The sequence below is a fragment of the Paenibacillus sp. FSL F4-0125 genome (assembly GCF_038008565.1).
Taxonomy (GTDB): Bacteria; Bacillota; Bacilli; order Paenibacillales; family Paenibacillaceae; genus Paenibacillus_AQ.
The window spans coordinates 1,739,068-1,764,444 of sequence record NZ_JBBOZJ010000001.1; the positions used below are offsets into that span (position 1 = coordinate 1,739,068).

The following is a 25,377-nucleotide window of genomic DNA, read 5'->3' on the forward strand; positions in this document are numbered from 1 at the left end:
TATTTTTGTATGTCGAAAGAGAAAACTCTCTGCTTTGTTATTTGAAAGCAAGTGTCTTTGTGGTTAAAAAAGAGGCTCTTCTAAATAAATAGAGGAGTCTCTTTAATGATAACAATTTAGATAAATAGATTATGATTAGATTGATCGGCTTGACCGAGGTAATACCCTACACCGCCGATTTTTACGCCGTCGATCAGTTCTTCACGAGTGATGCCCATAAGGTCCATAGACATTTGGCAGGCAACGATCTCGACACCTTGGTCGACAGCCATCTGAATCAACTCTTCCAAAGAAGAGACATTGTTGTTCTTCATTACAGAGCGAATCATTTTGGAGCCCATGCCCATCATGTTCATATTCGAAAGCGTTAGCTTCCGACTGCCGCGGGGCATCATCGCTCCGAACATTTTGCCGATAATATTCTTGTTCACAGGCACCTTCTCATCCTTGCGGATAATATTGAGACCCCAGAAGGTAAAGAACATCGTCACTTTTTTGCCGCTGGAGGCTGCTCCATTAGCAATGATGAAGGAAGCGATCGCTTTATCCAAATCCCCGCTGAACACAACCATCGTACTTGCGTTACTAGTTTGGACGGGTTGTGCTCCTGCTAGTGCGGATTCTTCGCTCAATCCTTTGCACAGATAAGCTTCGATCATACCCGTAGGCAGCTTCGTTAATTGCAAAAGCGTGTGCTTAGACATGCGAGCCCATGCCTTAATATCTTCATAGAATCCCGGATCGGAAGCCGTTACCTTCAAGATTTGTCCGTCCAAGAGCGGGTCCATGCTCATCTTGACTTGAATCAGCGGCCCGGGACAGCATAGTCCGCAAGCATCAAGCACGGAATCAGGTGTTAGATCTATTTCTTGTTTGGCTGGTGCGGATACGGGAATCACATTTTCATTTCTCGTGGCCGTCGCCATTGCTGATCCAGACGCCGTCGCTGACCCAGATCCCGCTGCTGCAATCTCTTTGCTGGCTGCTGAAATCGTAGCAGTTGGCGCTGAGATATCTTTTTTCGTAGGAGTAAATTTGCTCAGTTGGTACGTCTTATAGCCTCCGGTCAGATTCTTCACACGGAAACCTTTTTGCTGCAAAATCCGGGAAGCTGTGTAGCCTCTAAGTCCAACTTGGCAATACACCCAAATTTCTTTACTAGGGTCAAGCTCGGCTAGACGACCACGCAAATCATCTACAGGGATGTTAATGGAGCCTTCAATATGACCGTTGGCATGTTCGATTTCCGAACGCACGTCAACTAATATGGTGTTGTTCTTGTCGCGTCCTTCTAAATTCTTTGGAACGAATACCGTGGTCATGCCTTGCAAAATATTTTCAGCGGCAAAGCCAGCCATATTCACCGGATCTTTAGCGGAAGAATAAGGAGGGGCGTAAGAAAGCTCCAATTCCGATAAATCAGTGACCGTACCTCTGAACCGAATAACTGTGGCGATATCGTCGATACGTTTATCTACTCCACTGTAACCGACAGCTTGTGCTCCTAGCACCGTACCTTTTGGATCAAAGATCAGCTTCATAGAAATCGGAGTTGCCCCAGGGTAATAGGTTGCATGAGAGCTTGGATGTACGTAAATCACGTGATAAGGTAAGCCCAAGCGCTGTAGTGTTTTTTCGTTATTGCCGGTAGAAGCGCCTGTGATTCCAAATACTTTGATAATGGAAGTTCCTTGGGAACCTTTATAAGTAGTGTTTAGACCGCTAACGTTGTCCGCTGCAATCCGCCCTTGTTTATTGGCAGGACCTGCTAATGGAATAGCGGTTTTAGTTCCGTTTACGAAATCCACCACTTCGATCGCGTCACCGACAGCGTAAACCTGATCCAAATTTGTCTCCATACGCTCGTTGACCAAGATATGCCCGCGTGGACCGAACTCTAAGCCACTATCCTTCAGGAAAGAGGTGTCCGGCGAAACGCCGATAGCCAGCAGAACCATATCACTTTGCAGTACCGTGCCACTTGCCAATTGAACTTCTATTTGTTCACCAACATCTGCAAACCCTTGAACCATATCCGAAAAAATAAGATTAACGCCATGCTCATCAAGCTCTTTTGCCAAAATAGAAGACATTTCAGGATCGAACGGAGCTAAGATTTGCGGACCCGCCTCGATCAAGGATACTTCCAGTCCAGCTTCTCTAAGGTTCTCAGCCATCTCAACACCGATAAATCCACCACCAATGACAACGGCGGAACGAGTGCCTTCGGCTGCGACTTTGGTTTTGATTTTGTCAGTGTCGGGAATGTTGCGCAGCATGTGAATTTTGGAACTCTCGATACCAGGTAGATTCGGACGAATCGGTTTAGCACCGGGTGATAAAATAAGCGCATCATAGCTCTCTTCATAGGAGCCTTTTTCTATACTTTCTACTCGTACTTTCTTGTTCACAGGGTCGATAGACACCACTTCACTTTGAATCCGAACATCGATGTTAAACCGTTTATGCATCGCCTCCGGTGTCTGCACCAGCAGCTTGGAACGGTCCTGAATGGAACCTCCGATATAATAAGGTAGTCCGCAATTGGCAAAAGAAATGTACGGATCACGCTCAAACATTACAATATGAGCCTCTTCATCTAATCTCCGAAGCCTGGCGGCGGCTGATGCGCCTCCTGCAACTCCTCCGACAATCAGTACTTTTTTACTCATGATGATTTAGTCCTCCCCTAAAAATAGCTGAATTAGATGTTTGATCTTCTCGTCTTTAACGGAATAGTTAATTTCCAGTCCATTACGTTCGGTTTCGACAATGCCTAGGGATCTAAGCTTCTGTAAATGCTGTGATACCGTAGATTGTGGAAGGTCAAGACAGTCTTGCATGAAGCTAACGTTGCAGCTGCCTTTTTCAAGCAGTCCTTTAATGATGCATAAGCGAACGGGATGAGCGATAGCCTTTAAGGTTTCGGCGGTTTGGTTATAGGCTTTAAAATTTTTGTCCATGGTTATGAACTCCTCGCTTTACAATATCCTTATATCGTAATATTATGATATAGTGATATAAAAATCAAGTTATTTTTACAAAAGAGAAGGAGAGATGCTCGATGGCTTTTAAAATTCCAAAGGAAATTACTCCTCAGCAAGTGGCGGAACGTCTGAAGAATGGAGAAGCTCCTACGCTGCTGGATGTACGCGAACCCGCCGAATGGGTGGAGGGACATGTGATCGGTGCTAAGCATATTCCGCTTGGACAGCTGTTAATGCGTATAGATGAACTAGATCCTAATGCAGAGACAATTGTGATGTGCTTAAGTGGTGGTCGAAGTGGACTGGCGTGTGAGCTGCTGAGCGAAAAGGGATACAATGTTGTGAACATGACGGGTGGATTAGGTGCTTGGACGGATGATTTTTTGGTGCGGGGGTAATAGCCATGACGGTTCGGATCATACTATTTGTTCTATTAGTAATAAGTCTTGTGCGGGTCCTACGTTACGCTTGGCCTGTCCGTTCACTCTCATTTGTGGAAGCACGCGACGTTCGCGAATTAGCAGATCAATCATTGGACATGAAAATGCTCGATGTGAGGGATGCCGTAGATTATGAGAAGAACAATATCCGTGGTTCGATAAATATATCGCTTGGGCGGCTAGCTTATGTATGGCAGCATTGTCTATCCCCGGGCGATTCGGTCCTAATTCTTGCAGATAGTTATTATAAAAGAAACAAAGCTGCGAGAATTCTTTATAAGCAGGGCTTTCGAAAGTTATATGCGGTAAACGGTGATTTTTTAGGGAACAAAAGAACGCTCTCCGACATTTCTGTGAAAGGTTGTTGTGAAGGATAATGGATTTAAGCTCATGGATGTCCCGTCTCGGATTTGGTAAAAGCGCAAGTGTTAGAACATTGAAGCCGGCAGAATTCCGCAATGAAATGGATAGATCTAAAACAAAGCTCGTGATCGATGTACGCGAATCGGATGAATACAAGAGTGGATTTATTCAGGGGGCGAAAAACATCCCATTATCCCAGCTGGAGCAGCGACTAGGGGAAATCCCGAAAGATCGGGATGTGCTACTCTACTGCCGCAGTGGTATGCGAAGCAAAAGTGCAGCACGGATTCTAAGTAAGCACGGATATACTCGACTTGCACATTTGCAGGGCGGGGTAAGTAGCTGGGATGGGAAGTTGGGTCGGAGGTAGGCTTAGTGGATTTCATTTTATATTGAGGATAGGCTCACTGAGGTTGCTTTAACGTTGATAGTAGAGTGTTATTGACAGTACAGTATCAGAAAGCGAATACTATACTTTTGATTAATAGGACGAAGCACGTCCCGTACCGATATTGGGTGCGGGATTTTTTTATGTCGAGGAGGAGGGTGACGTATGGGATTTGCGGAGGAACATCGTAAGTGGGTAGAGGAGCATATAAGTCGAAGGACGGGAGAAAGGCGGGGGAGATTGAAGCGGGGACATGGCCATGGTGAGCGGATGTTTTTGGAGAAGGTATGGTGGCCTATGATGGGTCATCTTAATGACCTCCATCCTGAATATATTGGATTGGCGCAGCAGGCCCTACTTTGTTGATTTTGTGTGGAAACCTGGGCAGGTGAAATTTGCGTTTGAAGTAAAAGGCTACGGCCCGCATGTGCAAAATACAGACAGGAGGCGCTATCGGCAGGAGCTAAATCGAGAGACTTATCTGCAAATCGCGGGTTATCGGGTGGTGGCGATTCCTTATGATGACCTGGAAGCAAGTCCTGAACTTACGATTACTTTGCTTCGGCCGTTGCTGATGCCGTACCTCGCATTGAGGCTGGAAGAGAAGGAGGAGTTCAGCCGACTGGAGCGTGATATTTTGCGGATTGCTGTGCGTTCGAATGGTTGTATTCGACCGGTTGATTTGGTGAAGGTGCTTGGGATTGATAAGCGTACGGCTATAAAAGGTTTGAGTCTTTCTCTGTAATAAAGGAAAGTTTAGTCCTATAGTTTTGGAGAAGAGTGGTAGAGTTTGCCGATATGAATATAAGCATTCCTTTAAGGATGATCAACTATGGTAAGCTTTCATAAAGAGGTACAAAAATCCCCTAGATATCGGCTGAAAGGCGTGAAATGGGCGAAAGAGGTACAAAAAGCATTCTGGGATATTACACGAGAGCAATATTGCATCGGAAATGGAGAATACGCGAAGAGGATATCATTCCTTCCCGTAATTTGTATAACAACACCAAAGTGTGTATTTTTGGACGAATGCAACGCAGGCGAAGCCTCCGTACATCCGGTAAAAATGCGCTAGGATCGCTTTTAATGACATGACCTTAGATATAGGATGGAGTGTGCAATATGGAATGTTTGGGATGTCGGATTGCTAATGGAATTGAGCCTAACGTAAAAGTAGTATATGAAAATGAATTTATTACTTGTGTACTAGATATCGCTCCGTTTAACGAAGGGCATACTCTGATCCTTCCTAAAAAGCATTACTGGGATCTCGAAGAAATCGATTCAGAGACTTCGTATGCGATAATGGATGGGTCGAAGAAGTTATCAGTCGTTCTGAAAACATTGTTCAAACCGGATGGCATAAGCATATGCCAAAATGGCGGAAAGTTTAATGATTTGACCCATTACCATATGCACCTCATCCCTAGATACGAAGGCGACGGATTCGCTTGGAGTGAACCACTACACCCGCACGGTGCTGAGAAGTTATTAAGTCACACGCAAGCAAAGATTCTTAACTTATTAAAAAAGCAATAAACATAAAAAGGCATTCCTGAAGCAATATCAGGATGCCCTTTTCTTTAAACAGAGCGCACTAATCACATCCGCCACCGCCGCCAGAATCTCCTCCACCGAAATCTCCCCCGCTACTGTGCCCGCTATCCCCACTCCAACTATGCCCGTTGTGATGTCCGGAATGATGATGGGAGTCGCCACCGTGATGGTGATGATGTTGGTGGTGATTAGAGTGATTAGAGTGATTCGGGTTATTTAGATCTATTAGATCTGGATGGCTGGCTGCCATAAAAGACATACTGGCCGCATCCTCACGTCTATTCCCCTCAAATCTGTTGCTGTTTGAGCTGCTTGAACCATTGCGAACTACGGCCTGTATGATAATAAATACAACAACTCCAATAAACAGGATTCCAAACACCATTATTGATCGCCCTCCCAGTTGTTCATTATAAGCTGTACTTTTTAAAATTGTACCATAATATCGAATAAATGGATTTAAGGGAATGGAATCAGCGATTAGCTGTTTTGATTAGAAACTCAAGATTCCGATAAAAAATACTGCCAAACTTCCAGTGAAGGTACGGCTCAGGAATTTCTATATCATTCACGTCCATCAGAGCATTCTCCACAACCATTTGTTTACTAATGCTAATTAGATCATTTATATATTGTCTGATTTGTTGGATATAAGGGCTAGAAGCAGCAGGTCCATGTCCAGGGACTAACAGGTCTACATTTAAACTCTCGATGAAAGTAAGTGCCTCCAACCATGATATAGGGTCACCATCTACTAGGAGTGGATGATTATGAACGGCGACAATATCTCCAACAAAAGCGATGGAATCCGAAGGTGAATATAGAATTGTATCACAATCAGTATGTGCTGCACCCACCGATAAGAGTTCAACGGTTCTCGCTGATCCGTGTAGGGTTATTTTTCGATCATAGGTCAGCTGAGGCAGCGTCACTTTAAGTGTTAGTATGGACTCTTTGATTTCTAGTAGATAGGAAAGCTCAGAGGACAGTTCTTTTTGTTTCAAAGCATGATGTTCGTGATCAATAGAAGCGTTTAGTTTAAGAATGTCTTCGTCTAGGTTAGGGAGAAGGTTCCTCATACGATTGAGCCATTCAGGTTGAGTCTTCATCATGAGCTCTCTTGTAGTACTAGAAGATACTATTAGTTCCTCCGAAAAGTGTTGGTTTCCTCTAACATGGTCTCCATGCCAATGACTGTTGATGATGTATTTTATGGGTTGATTAAAAAAATATAAAGCAGCCTCTCTAAGATCTTTACCTGCTTGTGGAGTATTGAACGTGTCGAAAATTAATGTGTGGTCGCCCATATCTATTAATCCTGCATTGCTCATGGCTCCGCCTTGCTCCTTGGCTTCAAGGACGTAAATTCCTTCGGTTATCGGTACACAATTAAAATGTCTGGAGTGAAACATGATCAACCTCTTTTCATAGGGAATCAAGCATCAATACTTTTGCTATTTTACAATTTTATGGAATTGATCGCTGTGAGATTGTTCTTTTTTTATTTAGAAAAGGTTGATTTTATCACCCCGATTTGCTACCATACGATGTAACTTAATAGTTATTGTTTTCTAGGGTTCCGCAGCTGGTGCACAGCTGGTCTGGTCCGAGGGAAAACGCACGAACAGCATCGTTCGTGTCTACACGGAGGGATAAAAGCCCGGGAGGTATCGTTATAAATGACGATGACCTTCCGGGCTTATTTGTTTGTTTCGTGGGCAATTATAAAGTTAGTGAATTGAAGGAGGGCTTGGAATGAAGAACAATTCAGAGTGGTTAAAGGTAGTTGGTGCAGCTGTTTTCGAGGTCATGTGGGTCATCGGCTTAAAACATGCCTCCACGATGTGGGAGTGGCTGATAACTGTGGTAGCTATAATAATAAGCTTCTATGTGATGATTTCAGCGAGTACCAAATTGCCGGTCGGCACGGTTTATTCCGTGTTTGTTGGTCTAGGAACTGCAGGTACAGTAGTTGCGGACATGGTTTTATTCGGAGAACCGTTCAAGTTGATGAAGCTGGTTCTAGTGGTTATTTTGCTGGCAGGCGTTATAGGATTGAAAATGGTGACCAAAGAAGCCGAAGTAAAGGGGGAGTCTTAAATGGCATGGGTATTTCTGGTTGTTGCTGGTTTATTTGAAATGTTTGGAGTAGCTATGATTAATAGGTTGAATAAACACCGGAATTTCATGTCGTTCGCGCTGCTCTTTCTTGGTTTCGGAGCAAGCTTTCTGTTTCTGTCTTTAGCAATGAAGAGTCTGCCGATGGGAACAGCTTATGCGGTATGGACGGGGATCGGTGCATCCGGCGGAGCGATTCTGGGGATGATATTGTATGGAGAGGCCAAAGACTGGCGCCGGATCGTCTGTATAATTATGATTCTGGGGGCCGCTGTGGGACTAAAACTGATAGCTTAGTTTGGGATTCATTCGTAATTTTTCTCTACAAAAGAGAGATTAGTTAAAATTTAGACACGATTCAGATGTTTAGAAAGGTTCTTATAGGTCGTATAAAGTAAGTATACAATACTTCAATAAGGGGATTTTTAATATGACTAAGGATTCAATCGAACATTTGGCTGAAATCGCAAGAATGAACCAATCTAACCGCATGCTGCTTCCAGATGGAACGTCACTTCCCAGAATCGGGCAGGGAACTTGGAATATGGGCGATGACGCATCCCGCAGGGAGGAAGAGATCGCTGCCCTGCGATTAGGCGTGGAACTAGGCATGAATTTAATAGATACGGCTGAGATGTATGGGGACGGGCGCTCGGAGCTTTTAGTGGGTGAGGCTATCAAAGGTATTCGAGATCAAGTTTTCTTGGTGTCAAAAGTCTATCCACATAATGCCGGGGATGAGCGCCTTATCCGCAGTTGTGAAGAAAGCTTAAAACGCTTGAATACGGATCATCTGGATCTTTATCTGCTGCATTGGCGGGGAGATATTCCACTAGAAGAGACTGTTGTAGGTATGGAGAAACTAGTCTCTCAAGGGAAAATAGCAAGATGGGGTGTATCCAATTTCGATGTCGACGATATGAAAGAACTGCTTGGTATTGCTGGAGGAACTCATTGTGCTACCAATCAGATTCTATATCATTTAGGGTCCAGAGGAATTGAAACTGAATTGCTGCCATGGCAACGAAGCCACAAGATCCCGGTAATGGCTTACTCACCGCTTGCTCAAGCAGGTTCACTCCGAAAAGGAGTGATCGAGAGTGAAGTCGTTCAGGAAATCGCCAGTGTGCATAATGCAACTCCGCTTCAGATTATGCTAGCTTGGACAATGCGTGAAGAGGATATTATTTCTATTCCAAAAGCTTCTTCTCGCGAACATGTCATCGAGAATGCTGCCGCAGGCTTGATTACCCTAAGTAAGGATGAAATTTGGAAGCTGGATGAAGCTTTCCCAATACCGTCTTGGAAAGTGCCGCTGGATATGATTTAAATCAGTTCTATTCACATAAAAAGAAGCCCTCATTCACTGCGAAAGTGTTTGAGGGCTTCTTCATTCATTTCTTATGCGATTAGCTGTTTTCAATAATCGTCTGTAACGTAGTCCGGTCAAGACCTTCTACCAGCTTGATCAGAAGCTCTTTAGCAGCATCGTAGTCATCGCTGTGAATCACTGATGAAGCGGTGTGTATGTAGCGGGAGCATATTCCGATTACAGCAGAAGGAACGCCGATTCCACTAACATGGACTTGCCCCGCATCTGTTCCACCTTGAGAAACAAAGTACTGATATTTGATCCGGTGGGTATCCGCTGTATCTTGTACATATTCAATCAGACCGCGATGTGTAACCATCGTAGGATCAAAGATGCGCAGGAGAGCTCCTTTACCCAGGTGGCCAAATGCTTGGCTGTCGCCTGTCATATCGGCAGCAGCGCTCGCGTCCAGACCGAAGAAGATGTCCGGTGACAGGAGATTAGCCGCAGTACGCGCGCCCCGCAAGCCTACTTCCTCTTGTACAGTAGCACCAGCAAAAACGGTATTCGGCAGCTTTTTACCGTGCAATGCTTTAACTAGTTCAATGGCGAGACCTACGCCGTAACGGTTGTCCCAAGCTTTCGCCAAGATTTTTTTGGGATTCGCAAGGGGGGTAAACGGACAAATCGGCAGAACTTGTTGGCCTGGTCTAACGCCAAAGCTTTCTGCTTCCTCACGGCTGTCTGCACCAATATCGATATACATTTTGCTTATCTCACCAGTCTTGCCGCGTTCTTCGTTGCTTAGCAAATGGATAGGCGTGCTGCCAACAACACCGGTCAGCGTTCCTTTAGGTGTAATGATATGTAGGCGCTGGGATGCAACAGCAGAGGCAAGCCAGCCGCCAAGAGGTTGAAAACGAATCATCCCGGTGTTAGTAATTCCAGTTACCATGAAACCTACCTCGTCAAAGTGCCCGGCGACCATAATCTTTGGTCCGTTCTCTTCGCCGCGCAGCACGCCGAACAAGCTTCCGAGACGATCCTGTACGAACTCATCAGTATAAGGAGTCATAGCATCCTTGACGTAAGCGCGGAGTTCGCGCTCAAATCCTGGGGCTGAGGGAAATTCGGTAAGTGTTTTAAACATGTCTAATGTTTCTTGATTCATATGAATTCACTCCAATTCTTATATTTCTACGAGAAACGGATGTTATCCATAATGGATGGCATCGTTATTTCTTCCTTCAACCTAGTATGAACATTCTGAGCTCACTTGTCCATGATTAGAGACATTGAACACCGGGCACGAGCTCCACGAATACTATGCATTAGAGGCTTTGGTGGCAGGAGCCTTAGAAAGGATGCGAAGACGAATGAGGGTAGCGGGTAGCGTACCCCCAAGAAGGGTGCAGGGAGGATTCTCTAGTAAAAGCCTACAAGGAAACGGAACGCGCAGGCGATACTGGCGCCACAATCCAAGGGAAAGAGAAGCAGTACTTATTTTTGTGCTCTTTTTATTGCTGATTGTAGTGTTACTGTATTTTTCCTGAACTGGAGGGACATAACGAAGCGGAGGATGGCAAACAATAAGGAAAACTTCTAAGCGAAGAACAACTTGAGGGGCTTTAAAGTGAGTACAATAATGCTTGTCAGCCCCCTTCGCCTAACTTTCAGGAGGTGCCTCAATGCCGGCGAAAACTAAGAAATCTGGTGTCAAGCTGAAGCTTGACACCCTGACTCCACAAGATTACGAGAAATTGTCCAAGCCCTTTGTTCCTGCTAGGCCCGTATTTAAGAACTGCATACGAGCGTTTATTGCTGGCGGCATAATCTGTGTTATTGGACAAGGTATTCAGGAGGCATTTATGGCCATATTCGATATGACCTCCAAGGAAGCCGCCAGTCCGACAGTAGCGGTGATGATACTGCTCTCTGTAATCCTGACCAGTTTTGGTGTGTACGACAAGATGGCTCAGTGGGCTGGTGCTGGAACTGCAGTTCCCGTTACGGGGTTCGCAAACAGTATGTGCTCTGCAGCTTTAGAACACCGCGCTGAGGGCCTTGTGCTTGGTGTAGGCGGCAATATGTTTAAGCTAGCGGGTTCAGTCATCGTATTTGGTGCTGTCGCTGCTTTCATCATTGGGATCGTGTATCTCATCTTGGGCACAGGTGGAGGTGCACATACATGAAACAGCTTGGTAGTCAAACTTGGGAGTTCACGAACCGTCCCGTTATTTTAGGTTCTTCCGCAGTAGTTGGCCCAGAGGAGGGAGAAGGTCCTTTAGCTTCAGATTTTGATTTTATATTTGATACGCTGGAAATGGACGAGAAGACATGGGAGAAGGCCGAGCGCGCTTTGTTCGAGAAGGCTTCCCATCTGGCTCTGATTAATGCGAATATCGATAAACAAAAGCTGGAGTTTTTTGTTGGCGGCGATTTGATGAACCAGATTATCAGCAGCTCTTTCGCGGCGAGAAAATTAGGTGTGCCTTATCTCGGAGTCTTTGGTGCTTGCTCTACTTCTATGGAGAGCCTTGCTATTGCCTCAATGATCGTTGATTCTGGAGGCAGTAAGTATGTGCTCGCGGGAACATCCAGCCATAACTGTACAGTGGAGAAGCAGTTTCGTTATCCAACGGAATATGGCTCGCAGAAACCCCCGACAGCACAATATACAGTTACAGGTTCGGGCTGTGCTGTAGTAGGTCAAAATGACGGCTCTGGTAACCATCCAGTTGTGGTTTCAGCCACACTTGGACGTATTATGGATCTTGGTTTGACAGATCCTTTTAATATGGGTACGGCTATGGCACCCGCGGCGGCGGATACCATTACTGCGCACTTTCGGGATACAGGCCTATCGCCCGGGCACTATGATTTAATTGTTACCGGAGACCTGGCATCTGTGGGCTTACCTATAGCCAAAACCCTGTTAGCTAAAGAGGGAATTCCTATGGAGCAAACTACTTTTGATGATTGCGGTCTGCTCATTTACGACCTGGAGAAACAGAAATATGTAATCGCAGGGGGAAGCGGTTGCGGATGTTCAGCGGTTGTAACCTATGGCCATATTCTTAAACGTTTAAAAAAGGGTCAACTTAAACGGGTGTTAATAGTCGCAACGGGTGCACTGTTATCCCCTTTGTCTTATCAGCAAGGAGAGAGTATTCCGTGTGTGGCTCATGCTGTTGCGATAGAAAGTGGAGGTGAAGCATAATGATGATCTACTTATGGGCTTTTCTGATTGGAGGAGCCATTTGCGTTATAGGGCAGCTGATGTTCGATGTATTGAAGCTGACACCTGCACATACCATGAGTACATTAGTAGTTGCCGGGGCGATTGCGGATGCTTTTGGAATATACGATCCGCTGGTGAAGTTCGCAGGTGCTGGTGCAACCATTCCAATCACAAGCTTTGGGAATTCCTTGGTCCACGGTGCATTAACAGAGCTGGAGCGAGATGGCTGGATTGGCGTAGTAACGGGGATTTTTGATATTACAAGTGCGGGTATTTCGTCAGCTATTGTGTTCTCCTTTTTGGCTGCTTTAGTAGTACGTCCTAAGGGTTAGCCAAGTATGATTCTATTTGAAACGGTTGTCGTCTGAAAAGACGGCAACCGTTTTTTGTTTAAAAATTGTAGGATGTTTCATCTTATGGTTTTTTTTGTATACTGACTTCGTGATCTTCAACAATGTACTTTGGGTCCCCTAATCATGTAAAATATAAATAATACTGCTTATTCTGGCTAGGAGGATCATATATGCCCGTACGTCAAGAATCGATGCACATCATGAATGCTGTACGCACTAATCTGGAATCCTGCATACTTGGAAAATCATTTGAAATACAATTACTGTTAACTGCACTGCTTGCTGGTGGTCATGTATTGATCGAGGATGTACCGGGAACAGGAAAAACTCAGTTAATCCGAGCACTTTCAAGATCAATGTCCGGTGAATACCGCCGGATTCAATGTAATCCGGATATACTTCCAAGTGATATTACAGGTGTTTCTGTGTATCATCCTAGGGATGAGATGTTTCATTTCCGGCCAGGTCCGGTGATGACGAATATTCTGCTAGCCGATGAAATTAACCGTGCTACAACGAAAACACAATCCGCACTTCTCGAAGTGATGGAGGAACGAAACGTAACTGTGGATGGCGAGACGTATCCACTTCCGCATCCTTTTATGTTGTGCGCTACCCAGAATCCGATAGATTTTGAGGGAACTTACACGCTGCCTGAAGCTCAATTGGATCGATTTATGCTAAGAATTAGCCTTGGATATCCTGATGCAGCGACTGAGAAAAATCTATTGTTGAGTCATCAGGAAGGTCAACCAGTGGACAGGCTTTCGCCAGTAACAAGCATGGAACAAATCGCAGGAATTCAGGAAGAGATTCGCGACATCTTCATGAGCGATCCTGTACTGAATTACTTGTTAGATATTGTACGGCAGACAAGAGAGCATCCACTAGTAATGCTAGGTGCAAGTCCACGTGCGTCACTATCCTTTATGATGGCTTGTAAAGCTTATGCCTTTTTGCAGGGGCGAGACTATGTTCTGCCTGATGACGTGAAGATCCTTACTCCATTTGCCTTGGGTCATCGGATATTGCTGCGTCCAGAGTCGCGCCTTGATAATATTAGCGTAGAAGCTTTGCTTCAAAAGCTTCTGCAGAGCATTCATGTGCCTGTTACGATGAGGCAATGATATGAGACGTTATTTGTCGTCGGTAGCAGCCATCATTCAGCCATCTAAGCTCGCAAGCATCCTTGTAATTTGGAGCATTACACTCTTATATGTACTTTTTCAGGGCGGGAAAACGGCATTTATGTTGTTTATCATGGTCTCTGTGCTTATTGCATATTTGATTGCTGGAGGTTTAGGAGGCGTTCGGCGATCTAAGGGCACTCGCAGTCTTTTTTCTGAGCAGGACAAAGGGGATTTGCTCTCTGCAGGAGGGCATCTTCGTGTAAAACTTAAGGTTACAATCCCCGGCATTTTGCCCTTGCCTTACGTAGTTGTAAGAGAGGTGCTTAAACGGCATAATGGAGAATCGTGGGTGTTTGAAGAGAGTGTGATCCCAAGCCTCAGAGGCATTGGAGAACTGAAGTTCCAGACACCAGCCTTAGAGCGTGGTACCTATACGTTCGCTAATACGGATATTATCAGCCAAGATATATTTGGGCTTGTCGAGCATAAAGGGACATTTTTATCTGAAGGACAGTTTCAGGTGTTGCCTCGTGCGATTTACGTTCCGCGCTGGCAGTTATATGAGAGGAAGTCCCGACTATCAGGGCCGCAGACCTCCGTTGTTCAATCTCGGCGTGAAACCACACAAATTAATGGCGTCCGTGACTATGTATACGGTGATCGCTTGACGCGAATTCACTGGAATGCCACTGCTAAGACCGGTTCTTGGAAATCCAAAGAGTTTGAGCATGAGTCGATTCCCAAAACCATTCTAGTTCTTGACGGAAGCGCATCAGCTTATATGAATACGAATCAATTCGAATTAGCAGTTTCTGTGACGGCATCACTACTCGGATATGGAATTCGAGAGAGAATTGGAATTGGCCTATGTTGTTTGGATAAAACCACGAAGGTATTTGCACCCGTTGAAGGTGCTGCTGAACGACAGAAGATGATTCAGTATTTAATCGATCTTAACGCTGAAGGGCGGGGTCCGCTTATCTCCCGATTGGAAAAAGGATACCGTATGTTTCCTAAGGGTTCTTACTTCGTGTTGATCAGCCCGCAGCGTGGACAGCCTGTACTTGATGCACTGCGTTGGGCTGACAGCAGAGGGATGACAGCTTCTCACATTCATGTGCGAAATTCGGCAGAGATGAATAAAGGTAACGATTGGATTGATGTCCTTAGATCACGTGGAATAAACGGTTATGGTATTAGCTCACTTCAAGAGCTTCCTTCCGTGTTAGGAGGGGAGGGCTGATATGAGAACCTGGTGGAATCAGATAAAATTCTCCTGGCACCGTTCCATTGGCCTATTTTGGCTATTGATTATTGCACAGCAGTGGATTTCTTATACGGAACCCATCTGGTTAAATCAAACCACTGCTTCTGTATGGGCTGCTTTAATAACGATTACAGTCATTGAAATTCTTATCCCTGTTAAAGTTAAGTTTAGACTGTTGATGGAAGCAGTAGCTATTATCTATATCGTTTATCGAACCATTACTAATTATGGGATTTATGTTCCTGACCCATGGGCATTAACCCTTGCAGATAGGCTCCAGGATATTAGTGTTCATATGGTGCCGTATATCTGGTTTGCAATTGGTGCATCTGCTTTGCTGTTGCTTTCGTCTTGGTGGGTATCCTCGAAGAAGCGTATCTTATGGTTTATTGGAATGAACATTGTAGCGCTGGCGGCCCTTGATTCCTTTACGTCTATTGTATTGTGGCAAGAAGTGGCTTGGACGGTATTTGCGGGTATGGGATGGCTTGTCAGCCAGCACCTGAGAAGTTTTCAGCTACATTATCCGCGTGGATGGGTACATTTGATGGAATATCCCTCGAAAATAGTCATGAATATCGCAATCGTCTTCTCTTTGGTTATCCTAATCGGTGTGAATATGCCGGATGTAAGGCCTACTTTGACGGATCCATATACAGCATGGCAAGAATGGAATGGAAATGGAAAGTCTTCTGGTAAGAGCACAACTGGAACATCGAAATCCAATACGGGCTCAAGCTCCTCTATTAATAATACTTCGTCTGGCTACAGTCTGAATGATGATAATCTGGGTGGGGGCTTTAACTTCGATTATACTCCGGTGATGACAGTGGTTTCGGACTTGCGGATTTATATGCGTGGAGAGACACGCAGGATCTACTCCGGAAGCGGATGGACGGATAAGGATCGATTGAAGCGGGGACCTGTAGAAGAAGTGGAGACAGGTAAACTCTTGGAGCAAAATGCTGCCCCTAAGGTCACTACCCGAACATTGAAACAAACGGTTAGAGTGCTTAACAATAATGAATTTCCTGTGTTGTTCGGTGCGTATTCAGTTACATCGGTGGATTCGTTAAATGATGAGGAAGCTGGAAAAGGTCTTTTTTGGAGAGATCGTGATAGTGAGCTTTTATGGGATATTAATGGGAAGAACCGCGATTATCCTTCGAGCTTTGAGGTGACTTCTGAAGTTCCTGTCATTCCTGTTCAGGAATTGACAGCGAAGACCTATGAGGAGCTATACAAAGGTAATGATCTGGAGGAAAGCTTCCTTCAGCTACCTGACGATTTCCCTCAAAGGGTTAAGGAACTGGCCGAGGAAATTACAGCACAAGCAAAAACACCGTATGAAAAAACAGCGCTTTTGCAACAATACTTACAACAAACCTTTCCATATACCAACAAGCCGGATATATCACGCGTTTCAAGTAAGGATTTTGTGGATGGATTTTTGTTTGAGCTGAAGGAAGGCTACTGTGATTATTATTCTACGGCACTGGTTACTATGGCACGGTCCCTTAACATTCCTGCAAGATGGGTTAAGGGGTATGCACCTGGGGAACAGCCAGAAATGCCTATGAATCCGGCGCAGCAGCAGGCGGGTGCAGCGAACAATAACTATACGATTACCAATGCAGATGCCCATTCTTGGGCAGAGGTCTATTTTGGTGAGTATGGTTGGATTCCGGTTGAAGCTACTCCGGGATTTAATGTGCCTCTTCTGACTCAGAATGAGCAAATACCTGAAACAGATCCGGAAGATCAAGAAGATGCAGCAGAACCTACACCAGCACCTGTAACTAATACACAAGGAGATCAAGGCTTACATGTAGGTTTATGGGTAGTTTTGGCGGCAGTGGTTGTACTGCTTTCCTGGACAATTTTTAAAACTTGGCATATGCGCTTTAAGCTTCGCTTCTTCATTCAACAGATGCGGATGGGTCGTCCATTAACACCTGATCAGAAAGTTGTGGCGGAAACTGAGTGCTGGGTAAGGTATTTGCATCGTAAGGGAATGATGAAAGAAGAACATGAAACATTGCGTGAAGCCGTAGTCCGCTGGAGTCAGGAACGACCCGCTGTGGCCAATCATCTTTCTTCACTGTTAACGATGTTTGAACAAGCGAAGTATAGCCCTGATGTTATTGAAGACAAAGACTGGCAGAGCGTGTATACTGAAGCTTTGCGGCTGCGGAGAACGATTAGATCGAAGAAATAGCGCGATTGCAGTAAATCATTGATATAGATTTATTTGCGTAGCGCATGGAGTATGTTATAGTTTTTTGTATGAAATCGAGGTGAACGTATTGTTTGAAATGTTAGTTCCCAAACTCCGGGTGAAGACGGTATTCGATATTTCTCTAGAAGAGCTGTATCGACAGGGATACCGTGGAATCATTACGGATCTGGATAACACACTGGTCGGTGCCAAAGCGCCTGTGGCTACTCCGGAGCTGTTGTTATGGTTTGAGAAGGTGAAGGAAGTGGGCTTTAAGCTCATCATCGTATCCAATAACAACATGGATCGGGTGTCACGCTTTGCTACACCGCTTAATATTGAATTTGTGCATCAGGCTCGTAAACCGAGTAATGCTCCTTTTCTCAAAGCGATGAAGCAGATGGAGTTGCCACCGGAGGAAACGATTGTGGTGGGAGACCAAATGCTTACAGATGTATACGGCGGCAATCGGCTTGGCCTCTATACCGTATTGGTGCTGCCAATCTCCGTTAAGGATGAAGGGTTCGGCACAAGATTTAATCGCCGGGTAGAGCGAGTTGCTCTGACACGGCTTCGTAAAAAAGGATTGTGGCACGAGGAGGATAAATAGTAATGAACGAACAAAGTGAAACACAGCGTCCTGAGAAGTGCAGCGGTTGTGGGATTAAGCTTCAGACGGAGCATAAGGATCAACCAGGATACCTTCCGGAAGTCGCACTAGATCGGGACCCTGTGATTTGCCAACGTTGTTTCCGGATTAAGAATTATAACGAGGCTTCATCTGTTTCTGTGAACCAGGATGAATTTCTTCGCTTGCTGAGTGGGGTAGGGGAGAAGAATGCACTTGTTATTCATATTGTTGACATTTTCGATTTTGAAGGCAGCTTGATTTCCGGCCTTCAGCGGTTTGTCGGCAATAACCCAGTTATTCTTGCAGTGAATAAATGTGATCTGCTACCTAAGGTTACGAATTGGAATAAACTGCGTAACTGGATGCAGCAACGCTGTAAAGAAGAAGGATTGCGGACAGCTGAAATCGTACTTTGTAGTGCGAAACGTAACCAAGGCTTCGACCGTTTGCTGGAAGCTGTAACAGAACTGCGCGGTCAACGTGATGTTTATGTAGTGGGTGCTACGAATGTAGGGAAATCCACGCTTATCAACCGTTTGATTTCGGACTATAGTGATTTGGAGCAGGAGTTAACCACCTCGCGTTACCCTGGCACAACACTCGATACGGTTAAAATTCCACTGGATGATGGCCACTATATTATAGATACGCCAGGGATTGTATATCCATGGCGTTATAGTGAACTAGTTGAACGTCAGGATTTGGATGCAGTTATGCCTGCCAATCCGTTGAAGCCTGCTGTCTATCAGTTGAATGAAGGACAGACGCTATTCTTTGGCGGACTGGGACGTTTTGATTTCGTGCAAGGTCCACATCAATCGTTCACTTGCTTTATTAGCGGTACTCTAAAAATCCATCGTACGAAGCTGGAACGTGCAGATTCTCTTTATGCGGACCATCGAGGTGAAATGTTGTCCCCTCCAGGAAGTGATCGGATGGACAAACTGCCACCATGGCAACGGCATGAGTTCCGAATTAATAAAGGCAGTCGGAGCGATCTCTATATTTCAGGTTTGGGATGGATTAAGGTCAACGGGACAGAAGGCGCAGTCGTGGCTATCCACGTTCCGCGTGGCGTGAAGGTGCTTACCCGCCCTTCGATGATCTAACGGGGAGGCTATTACAGTGTCTTTGATAACTGCAACCGAGGACTACAATACCGGGAATATCCTGCTGGGTGTAATGGGAGATCCTATTATACAATCAAAATCTCCTATTATGCATGAAGCAGCGCTGAAAGCACTGGGAATTCCGGGTGCTTACGTGCCGCTTCATATCCTTCCGGAGAATCTGGAGAATGCGGTGCAGGCAATTCGCACGCTTGGGTTCCGTGGGGTAAATGTGACGATTCCGCATAAGGTTGCGGTGATGGCTCATATGGATCTATTAGATGAAAGTGCGGTAGCCGTTGGTGCAGTCAATACGATTGTTAATAATAACGGGATACTCACTGGATATAATACGGATGGAATCGGTTATGTACGTTCGCTTAAAGCGGAAGCCATTTCTGATTTGTCAGATACGAAGATTATGGTGATTGGAGCCGGTGGAGCAGCAAGAGGAATTGTTGCTGCGCTGCTTCAGGAGAAGCCTTCTTCTATCCTTATCGCTAATCGGAGTGCTGATAAGGCACGGGACTTGGCTGCAGATTGCCAAGGCAAAGGGAATGTCATCGGGATTAGCATGGACGAAGTGGCGGAAATGCTGGATGGTGTTGATGTACTGATCAATACTACCTCCGTAGGAATGTATCCTCATATGGATGAGACACCGATAGACCCTGGACTGCTTCGTGCAGGCATGGTCGTAAGTGATCTGATTTATAATCCGTTGCATACTCGGCTATTGTTAGAAGGACTTGAACGGGGCTGTACGATTCATGGAGGCCTCGGGATGTTTGTCTATCAGGGAGCTTATGCATTGGAGTATTGGACAGGGCAACCAGCTCCTACGGAAATCATGCGACAGACTATACTCCATTGTCTGGGTGGAAAAGAGTAAGAAATGGATTCATCAATTTAGGGTAATAATATATGTTAATTAAGGAGTTATTCATTTATGTTAACTGGTAAACAAACACGGTATCTTCGTTCATTGGCTCATCATCTCGATCCTATTTTTCAAGTGGGTAAGGGTGGAGTAAACGATCACCTCGTACGTCACATTGAAGAAGCTATTGAGAAGCGTGAGCTAATGAAGATTAGTATACTGAGCAATAATATTGAGAATCCCAAGGAAATCGGCGCGCTACTTGCCGAACAATCGGGTTCTGAGCTTGTACAAGTGATCGGCAAGACCATTGTACTGTACAAGGAATCACGTGATAACAAAACCATTGAGCTGCCACGCTAATACCTGAAAGCATACTACCGAGGAGGTCGTCCTCTTGAAAGTTGGAATTATGGGAGGTACCTTTGATCCTCTTCATATCGGTCATATGATGGCAGCGGAAGCAGCTAGAGAAACTTATGGACTTCAAGAAGTATGGTTTATGCCTTCTCATATTCCGCCTCATAAACATGAGGCAGGAGTATCTGGAGCTGATCGGCTGGCAATGGTGCAGGAAGCGATAAAGAATCATGAAGCTTTTCGCACATTAGACTGGGAAGTTGTCAGAGGTGGCGTTTCCTACACGTACGAGACCATAAGACGGCTGCAAGAGGCGTATCCGCATTTCGATCTTTATTTCATCATTGGAGCGGATATGGTCCAGTATTTACCGAAATGGAACGAGATTGAAGAGCTTGTGCAGCGGCTTACATTTATCGGCGTAGGTCGTCCGGGAACACCTCTTGATCTAGAAGCATTGCCAACATATATCGCAGAAAAAGTGCTGTTAGCAGATATGCCTCTGGTTGATATTTCGTCAACGATGTTAAGAGAACGGGCTGCAGCGGGCAAATCCATTCGTTATATGGTACCTGAGGCAGTGTTCGATTTTGTTCAAAGGAGTGGATTGTATGGCATACAGTCGCGAAGCTCTAATTGAGGCGGTTTCAACACAAATGCCTGCTAAACGCTGGAAGCATACACTGGGCGTCATGGAGTCATCCATTCAACTAGCGGAGCAATATGGCGCTGATCCTGAGCGTGCGGAGACAGCGGCAATTCTGCATGATGTGGCCAAGTATTGGCCTGTGGAGAGAATGAAGGAGATTATCGAGCAGAATCATCTGAACTTGAATCTTCTGAATCATGACAAGCAGTTGTGGCATTCGGAAGTAGGTGCCTTTGTAGCAGAGCATGATTATGGGATCACAGATCCAGATATTCTGAATGCGATCCGTTTTCACACCTCAGGTCGTGAAGACATGAGTTTACTTGAGAAAATTGTCTGTCTCGCCGACTATATCGAGCCTGGCCGCGATTTTCCAGGGGTTGATAAGATACGTAAGCTGGCAAAAGTAAGTTTGGAAGAAGGACTAGTTGCGGGATTTGATTCTACGATTAGTTTGTTACTGGAAAAACGCCGAGTAATCTTTCCGTTAACGGTACTGGCACGTAATGATTTAGTTAGAATATTGGAGGATAAAATATGAGTGTACAACCAAGCAAGCTGTTAGAACTGGCCCTTAAGGCTGTGGAAGATAAAAAAGCAATGAACGTAGTGGCATTAGATCTGCGTACTGTTTCACCGATTAGTGATTACTTCATCGTGTGTCATGGTAATTCGGATATCCAAGTACAGTCCATTGCTACCGAAGTCCGCAAAGTGGTCCATGAAGCAGGCGGCGTAATCAAGGGGATTGAAGGAATGGATTCAGCACGCTGGGTGCTGATGGATCTTGGGGATGTTATCGTTCATATTTTCCACCGCGATGAACGTGAATATTACAATATCGAGCGTCTGTGGTCGGATGCGAAGGTAGTGGAGACTGTATGAGCCTGATTGCAGGAACTACAGTTACACTTAATGTAGTAAGAGAAGTTTCCCCATACGGATTTTTCCTGAATGCAGGAGATCAGGATGTTATGCTGCATTATACAGAGCTTACCGAGAAGGTTAAGACAGGCGATAAAGTTGAAGTCTTTATCTTCTTTGATACCGAGGATCGTCTTGCGGCAACGATGAAGAAACCGTTTCTAACGTTGGGTGAGATGGCTTTATTGGAAGTAGCTGATATTCATCCGCGTCTAGGTTGCTTCTTGGAAATGGGCCTTGGACGGCAGCTTCTGCTGCCCATTCGTGAGCTTCCAGAGCTTCCAGAGCTGCGCCCTCAGATCGGTGACTATGTGTATGCGATTATGGAACATGATAAACAGGGGCGTCTTCGTGCTAAATTAGCCGGAGAGCAGGAACTAGCTCCGCTAGCACTTCCTGCACCTGAATCCTGGATGGGACAGACTGTAACAGCCCGGGTGTACAAACCGCTGCAGATGGGGACTTTTGTTCTTGTAGATGCTGGGGTTTTAGGCTTTGGTATTATCGGAATGGTCCATTCCTCTGAACGGAGTCGTCTACTGCGTCTTGGAGAACAGTTCGAAGCACGTGTCTCCCATATTCGCGAAGATGGTCGTGTTAACCTTTCTATGGGTCTCCGTAAAGAGGTAGGCATGGATGTAGACTCTGCCAAGATTTTGGAGTTCTTACATGCCCGTCCGGGTGGAGCGATGCCTTATTCGGATGCAACACCACCCGACATTATCAAGCAGCGTTTCGGAATTAGCAAATCAGCGTTTAAGCGTGCGCTTGGAAAGCTGATGAAGGAAGGCCATATTACCCAAAAAGAGAATTGGACGTATCTTGCTCCTAAGGAAGAGGAAGGTTCAACCGAGGGAAATAAAGAAACCTCTGAATAACAGAATCATATTAAATGATGTAATAGAAAGCGGTGTACTAGTGTCTTCCTATGGGAAATTTGCTTATGTATACGATGAGCTCATGGCAGATATGCCGTATCCTGACTGGATCTCCTTTGCTGAAACCGCATGGAGCAAATACGGTAAGCCTGTAACCGTGGCTGAGCTTGGCTGCGGCACAGGGAGTATCACCATTCCTTTGGCAGGATCAGGGTATCATATGACCGGAATCGATCTATCTTCAGATATGCTCTCAGTGGCACAGCGCAAAATGGAGGAGCATCCCCATGGACGGCGCTTTTTGCGCGAAGGTAGTGTTCGATGGATTAGACAAAACATGAAGGAATGGGAGCTTCCAGAGCCTGTGGATTCTGTGATTTCTTTCTGTGACTGTCTGAATTATGTGCTGGAAGAAGACGATATCAGAGCTGTCTTTGCTAGTACCTTTGCAGGACTGAAGCAAGGCGGTACCTTTCTGTTCGATGTTCATCATCCAAACACACTAATCCGTTATGAAGAAGAGCAGCCCTTTGTTCTGGACGAACCGTCGGTGTCTTATATTTGGACTTGTGAAATGGATGTTCCACGCCGTGAGATAGAACATCATCTGTCCATTTTCGCGCGGGAAGAGGGACGGAGTGATGTATATCGCCGTTTCGAAGAAACACATATTCAGCGTGCCTACGATCCTCAGTGGATGAAGGATGAGCTGCTTAAGGCTGGATTTAGTGAAGTGAAGACTTACGCCGATTTCGAGTGGATAGAGGCGGATGATGATGCGGAACGTTTATTTTATATTGCTATAAAATGAATATTCAGAAATACTAAGAAGGGCTGTCCCAAAAGCTATGAAAATAGCTGATGGGAGGGCCCTTCTTTTTATGGGTTCGGTGTGGTTCGTCCGTATGCTCCATTGAATGTTCTCGCCAATATGTGAACATCAAAAAAACCGGGCAGTGTTTATGCCACCCGGCATCTTCCAATCCTTACCGATGCTCAAACAGATCAATGGCACCCAATACGACATGAGCCAGACCAAATCCAAGTACGCCTGTTGCTGCCATCTTATACTTGCTTCCAAGAAAAGCGGCGCTAGAAGCGGTTACGACGGTTCCAAGAACAGCGGGAATTAGACCTTCACGCATTCGAAACACTCCTTCTCGGTGGTTTGGGAGACAAGGTTATTATGGATCAAACTCAAAAAAATATACAAAGCTTAAGAAGACCTTAGACCAATTATTGCTGGTTCTAAGGTCTTTTTGTTTAGCAATAATTTTACTCTGATAAGGTAACGGCAGTACGAGAAGCACCAATTTCTACTTCATGTACATCATATAGGACACGCGCGAGTAAGTCCTGGCTGTAGTTGCCGAAGTGTTTACCGTAAATGGTGAGCCCGCGTTTGTTTACAGGCTTGTCCGTTACAGCTATCCGGAAAGTAAGCTCGCTCTTATAATCCAACTGAATGTCATCCAGAGTTACGTCTGAAATTCGGCAGCCGTCAATGAAGCTACCTTCATTATTAATACGGATCAGCTTGAGCATACCGTATTGATTTAAATGTGGCGGCCACCAGTCTGGATTAAATGTTCCTCGGGTGTCTCCGAAATCTCCCGGACTAGTCCAGTATCCGATTTCTATTCCATTTAAGTAGAAATAAAGGTCGGAGGGATAGTTATCGTTAGATCCAGGGGCTTCAGAGCCGATCTCCATCGAGAATTGGATTTCGCGGAACGTTTGATTAGCTTTAAGATAGTTCGGAATTCTATATTCGAGAAAGCCCTCTGCCATCCAAATGATCTCGGATTCAATCCGCTGAGGATCTGCGAAATAACGGGGTTCGTCGAAGTCGCCGATAATACTGTCTTTGGTAGCGAGTCCGCAGGTCGGAACGGCCTGATAGTTGCTGTAATGTCCTACTTGGATTTCTACTTCATAGAGATTATCAACATCCTTGCTGCGAAGATCAACAATAAGCTTATCTTTATTCAAATAGCAGACCTTCTGAATACCATGCTTGCCTACGGATGTGTTTATTTCAATGAGACCGCTTTCTTCTAACTTTTTAATATGCATCGTAATTGCGCCATTGCTAAGGTTCAGCTTTTTGGCTATTTCATTCAGGTTTAGTGCTTGATTGGTAGCTAAAAGTTCGAGGATGAGGATTCTGATTTCAGAGCTTAGCGCTTTGAAAATTTCAAGACCACTCATTAAATCTTTAATATAGATCATTTTATCAATACCTTCTTCCAAATGGATCATAAATGAATACTGTTTTATGAAATTATAAACTAATATAGCATATAAATAAAGCATCCTTCCTTATTTTGTAGAATAACAAAAATACGGGTGTTTTATTTCCTGTTTTTGCATTTAATGCAGTTAAATTTAAGTAATTATAAACTAAATTCACGAATTAGGTTGATTTTTAACGGAGATTTCGTTAGTTTTGTCATTAATTTTATAATAATATAAAAAGGTTTAATAAAATATATTTACAAGTCTTTTTGTCTATGCTATTTTTAAACTGAAATTGAATACTTATTAATCCTTAAGAAGGCAAAATGGCCGA

At 44.9% G+C, this 25,377-nt stretch carries 31 protein-coding genes and 1 riboswitch; of the genes, 24 read left to right on the forward strand and 7 right to left on the reverse strand.

From position 1 onward, the window contains the following. Nucleotides 1-116 precede the first annotated feature (116 nt). Both NST74_RS07630 and NST74_RS07635 read right to left on the reverse strand, forming a co-directional pair. Entirely contained in the window at nucleotides 117-2,672 is a 2,556-nt protein-coding gene (locus tag NST74_RS07630) for an FAD-dependent oxidoreductase (RefSeq protein WP_341111265.1), read from the reverse strand. A 6-nt stretch (nucleotides 2,673-2,678) separates the two neighbouring features. Continuing rightward, complete coding sequence (locus tag NST74_RS07635; RefSeq protein WP_042125344.1) at nucleotides 2,679-2,963, reverse strand: ArsR/SmtB family transcription factor; 285 nt, start codon at nucleotides 2,961-2,963, stop codon at nucleotides 2,679-2,681. A 101-nt stretch (nucleotides 2,964-3,064) separates the two neighbouring features. Here NST74_RS07635 and NST74_RS07640 point away from each other — a divergent pair, with 101 nt between their 5' ends. From NST74_RS07640 to NST74_RS07665, 6 genes are all read left to right on the forward strand, one after another. Next, the gene (locus tag NST74_RS07640) at nucleotides 3,065-3,385 is read left to right on the forward strand and encodes a rhodanese-like domain-containing protein (RefSeq protein ID WP_042125346.1); all 321 of its coding nucleotides are present in this window, start codon (nucleotides 3,065-3,067) and stop codon (nucleotides 3,383-3,385) included. A gap of 5 nt (nucleotides 3,386-3,390) precedes the next feature. After that, a complete protein-coding gene (locus tag NST74_RS07645) occupies nucleotides 3,391-3,804 on the forward strand; it encodes a rhodanese-like domain-containing protein (RefSeq protein WP_052414515.1) in 414 nt (137 codons plus the stop codon). Beyond that, entirely contained in the window at nucleotides 3,804-4,160 is a 357-nt protein-coding gene (locus tag NST74_RS07650; protein ID WP_341111267.1) for a rhodanese-like domain-containing protein, read from the forward strand. The genes NST74_RS07645 and NST74_RS07650 overlap by 1 nt, the downstream gene beginning before the upstream one ends. 183 nt (nucleotides 4,161-4,343) lie before the next feature. Next, complete coding sequence (locus NST74_RS07655) at nucleotides 4,344-4,544, forward strand: hypothetical protein (RefSeq protein WP_341111268.1); 201 nt, start codon at nucleotides 4,344-4,346, stop codon at nucleotides 4,542-4,544. Between the two features lie 4 nt (nucleotides 4,545-4,548). Beyond that, nucleotides 4,549-4,923, forward strand: coding sequence for a hypothetical protein (locus tag NST74_RS07660; protein ID WP_341111269.1), 375 nt, complete (start codon nucleotides 4,549-4,551; stop codon nucleotides 4,921-4,923). A gap of 377 nt (nucleotides 4,924-5,300) precedes the next feature. Beyond that, nucleotides 5,301-5,717: an HIT family protein gene (locus NST74_RS07665; protein WP_341111270.1), complete on the forward strand. Its 417-nt coding sequence runs from the start codon at nucleotides 5,301-5,303 to the stop codon at nucleotides 5,715-5,717. A 58-nt stretch (nucleotides 5,718-5,775) separates the two neighbouring features. On the opposite strand, the gene NST74_RS07670 is transcribed toward NST74_RS07665, so the two are convergent. Together NST74_RS07670 and NST74_RS07675 are read right to left on the reverse strand one after the other, a co-directional pair. Next, a complete protein-coding gene (locus tag NST74_RS07670) occupies nucleotides 5,776-6,120 on the reverse strand; it encodes a hypothetical protein (RefSeq protein ID WP_341111272.1) in 345 nt (114 codons plus the stop codon). Between the two features lie 88 nt (nucleotides 6,121-6,208). Next, nucleotides 6,209-7,147, reverse strand: a complete 939-nt coding sequence (locus tag NST74_RS07675) for an MBL fold metallo-hydrolase (protein WP_341111274.1) — start codon at nucleotides 7,145-7,147, stop codon at nucleotides 6,209-6,211. 148 nt (nucleotides 7,148-7,295) lie between these two features. Further along, a riboswitch (guanidine-I (ykkC/yxkD leader) is annotated at nucleotides 7,296-7,404 on the forward strand. An 86-nt stretch (nucleotides 7,405-7,490) separates the two neighbouring features. On the opposite strand from NST74_RS07675, the gene NST74_RS07680 reads away from it, so the two are divergent. The 3 genes from NST74_RS07680 to NST74_RS07690 all read left to right on the forward strand — a co-directional run bounded on the left by NST74_RS07680 (nucleotide 7,491) and on the right by NST74_RS07690 (nucleotide 9,183). Then, nucleotides 7,491-7,835, forward strand: a complete 345-nt coding sequence (locus tag NST74_RS07680; RefSeq protein WP_042125357.1) for a DMT family transporter — start codon at nucleotides 7,491-7,493, stop codon at nucleotides 7,833-7,835. Then, complete coding sequence (locus NST74_RS07685; RefSeq protein ID WP_341111277.1) at nucleotides 7,836-8,150, forward strand: DMT family transporter; 315 nt, start codon at nucleotides 7,836-7,838, stop codon at nucleotides 8,148-8,150. It begins immediately after the preceding gene. 133 nt (nucleotides 8,151-8,283) lie between these two features. Then, nucleotides 8,284-9,183, forward strand: a complete 900-nt coding sequence (locus NST74_RS07690; protein ID WP_341111278.1) for an aldo/keto reductase — start codon at nucleotides 8,284-8,286, stop codon at nucleotides 9,181-9,183. 79 nt (nucleotides 9,184-9,262) lie between these two features. Here NST74_RS07690 and NST74_RS07695 read toward each other — a convergent pair whose 3' ends face one another. Beyond that, nucleotides 9,263-10,336, reverse strand: a complete 1,074-nt coding sequence (locus NST74_RS07695) for a M42 family metallopeptidase (protein ID WP_042125363.1) — start codon at nucleotides 10,334-10,336, stop codon at nucleotides 9,263-9,265. A gap of 517 nt (nucleotides 10,337-10,853) precedes the next feature. Here NST74_RS07695 and spoVAC point away from each other — a divergent pair. The 15 genes from spoVAC (at nucleotide 10,854) to NST74_RS07770 (ending at nucleotide 23,616) form a co-directional block, all read left to right on the forward strand. After that, on the forward strand, nucleotides 10,854-11,357 hold the full coding sequence (gene spoVAC / locus NST74_RS07700) for a stage V sporulation protein AC (protein WP_042125365.1): 504 nt from the start codon (nucleotides 10,854-10,856) through the stop codon (nucleotides 11,355-11,357). Beyond that, nucleotides 11,354-12,385, forward strand: coding sequence for a stage V sporulation protein AD (gene spoVAD, locus NST74_RS07705; RefSeq protein ID WP_042125367.1), 1,032 nt, complete (start codon nucleotides 11,354-11,356; stop codon nucleotides 12,383-12,385). The genes spoVAC and spoVAD overlap by 4 nt, the downstream gene beginning before the upstream one ends. Before the next feature lie 2 nt (nucleotides 12,386-12,387). Next, nucleotides 12,388-12,738 (forward strand): stage V sporulation protein AE, encoded by a 351-nt coding sequence (spoVAE, locus tag NST74_RS07710; RefSeq protein ID WP_036675923.1) that lies wholly within the window; start codon nucleotides 12,388-12,390, stop codon nucleotides 12,736-12,738. A gap of 191 nt (nucleotides 12,739-12,929) precedes the next feature. After that, on the forward strand, nucleotides 12,930-13,886 hold the full coding sequence (locus NST74_RS07715; protein ID WP_341111281.1) for an AAA family ATPase: 957 nt from the start codon (nucleotides 12,930-12,932) through the stop codon (nucleotides 13,884-13,886). A gap of 1 nt (nucleotide 13,887) precedes the next feature. Beyond that, nucleotides 13,888-15,132, forward strand: a complete 1,245-nt coding sequence (locus tag NST74_RS07720; RefSeq protein WP_341111283.1) for a DUF58 domain-containing protein — start codon at nucleotides 13,888-13,890, stop codon at nucleotides 15,130-15,132. A gap of 1 nt (nucleotide 15,133) precedes the next feature. Further along, entirely contained in the window at nucleotides 15,134-17,374 is a 2,241-nt protein-coding gene (locus NST74_RS07725) for a DUF4129 domain-containing transglutaminase family protein (protein ID WP_341111285.1), read from the forward strand. 88 nt (nucleotides 17,375-17,462) lie between these two features. Beyond that, complete coding sequence (locus NST74_RS07730; RefSeq protein ID WP_341115849.1) at nucleotides 17,463-17,984, forward strand: YqeG family HAD IIIA-type phosphatase; 522 nt, start codon at nucleotides 17,463-17,465, stop codon at nucleotides 17,982-17,984. 2 nt (nucleotides 17,985-17,986) lie between these two features. Then, the gene (gene yqeH / locus NST74_RS07735) at nucleotides 17,987-19,114 is read left to right on the forward strand and encodes a ribosome biogenesis GTPase YqeH (protein WP_339801708.1); all 1,128 of its coding nucleotides are present in this window, start codon (nucleotides 17,987-17,989) and stop codon (nucleotides 19,112-19,114) included. A 16-nt stretch (nucleotides 19,115-19,130) separates the two neighbouring features. After that, the gene (gene aroE, locus NST74_RS07740; protein ID WP_283936275.1) at nucleotides 19,131-20,006 is read left to right on the forward strand and encodes a shikimate dehydrogenase; all 876 of its coding nucleotides are present in this window, start codon (nucleotides 19,131-19,133) and stop codon (nucleotides 20,004-20,006) included. Nucleotides 20,007-20,063: 57 nt separating this feature from the next. Further along, complete coding sequence (yhbY, locus tag NST74_RS07745) at nucleotides 20,064-20,357, forward strand: ribosome assembly RNA-binding protein YhbY (protein ID WP_042125377.1); 294 nt, start codon at nucleotides 20,064-20,066, stop codon at nucleotides 20,355-20,357. Nucleotides 20,358-20,391: 34 nt separating this feature from the next. Next, nucleotides 20,392-20,994, forward strand: a complete 603-nt coding sequence (locus NST74_RS07750; RefSeq protein ID WP_042125379.1) for a nicotinate-nucleotide adenylyltransferase — start codon at nucleotides 20,392-20,394, stop codon at nucleotides 20,992-20,994. Then, complete coding sequence (yqeK, locus tag NST74_RS07755; protein ID WP_042125381.1) at nucleotides 20,966-21,544, forward strand: bis(5'-nucleosyl)-tetraphosphatase (symmetrical) YqeK; 579 nt, start codon at nucleotides 20,966-20,968, stop codon at nucleotides 21,542-21,544. Before NST74_RS07750 ends, yqeK begins: the two co-directional genes overlap by 29 nt. Then, nucleotides 21,541-21,888, forward strand: a complete 348-nt coding sequence (gene rsfS / locus NST74_RS07760) for a ribosome silencing factor (protein WP_042125383.1) — start codon at nucleotides 21,541-21,543, stop codon at nucleotides 21,886-21,888. The genes yqeK and rsfS overlap by 4 nt, the downstream gene beginning before the upstream one ends. Further along, entirely contained in the window at nucleotides 21,885-22,805 is a 921-nt protein-coding gene (locus NST74_RS07765) for a CvfB family protein (RefSeq protein WP_076121874.1), read from the forward strand. The genes rsfS and NST74_RS07765 overlap by 4 nt, the downstream gene beginning before the upstream one ends. Before the next feature lie 40 nt (nucleotides 22,806-22,845). Beyond that, nucleotides 22,846-23,616, forward strand: a complete 771-nt coding sequence (locus tag NST74_RS07770) for a class I SAM-dependent DNA methyltransferase (protein ID WP_042125386.1) — start codon at nucleotides 22,846-22,848, stop codon at nucleotides 23,614-23,616. A gap of 175 nt (nucleotides 23,617-23,791) precedes the next feature. On the opposite strand, the gene NST74_RS07775 is transcribed toward NST74_RS07770, so the two are convergent. Together NST74_RS07775 and NST74_RS07780 are read right to left on the reverse strand one after the other, a co-directional pair. Beyond that, nucleotides 23,792-23,950, reverse strand: coding sequence for a hypothetical protein (locus tag NST74_RS07775; protein ID WP_036675694.1), 159 nt, complete (start codon nucleotides 23,948-23,950; stop codon nucleotides 23,792-23,794). Nucleotides 23,951-24,080: 130 nt separating this feature from the next. Further along, complete coding sequence (locus tag NST74_RS07780; RefSeq protein ID WP_042131966.1) at nucleotides 24,081-25,037, reverse strand: ArsR/SmtB family transcription factor; 957 nt, start codon at nucleotides 25,035-25,037, stop codon at nucleotides 24,081-24,083. Between the last annotated feature and the right edge of the window lie 340 nt (nucleotides 25,038-25,377).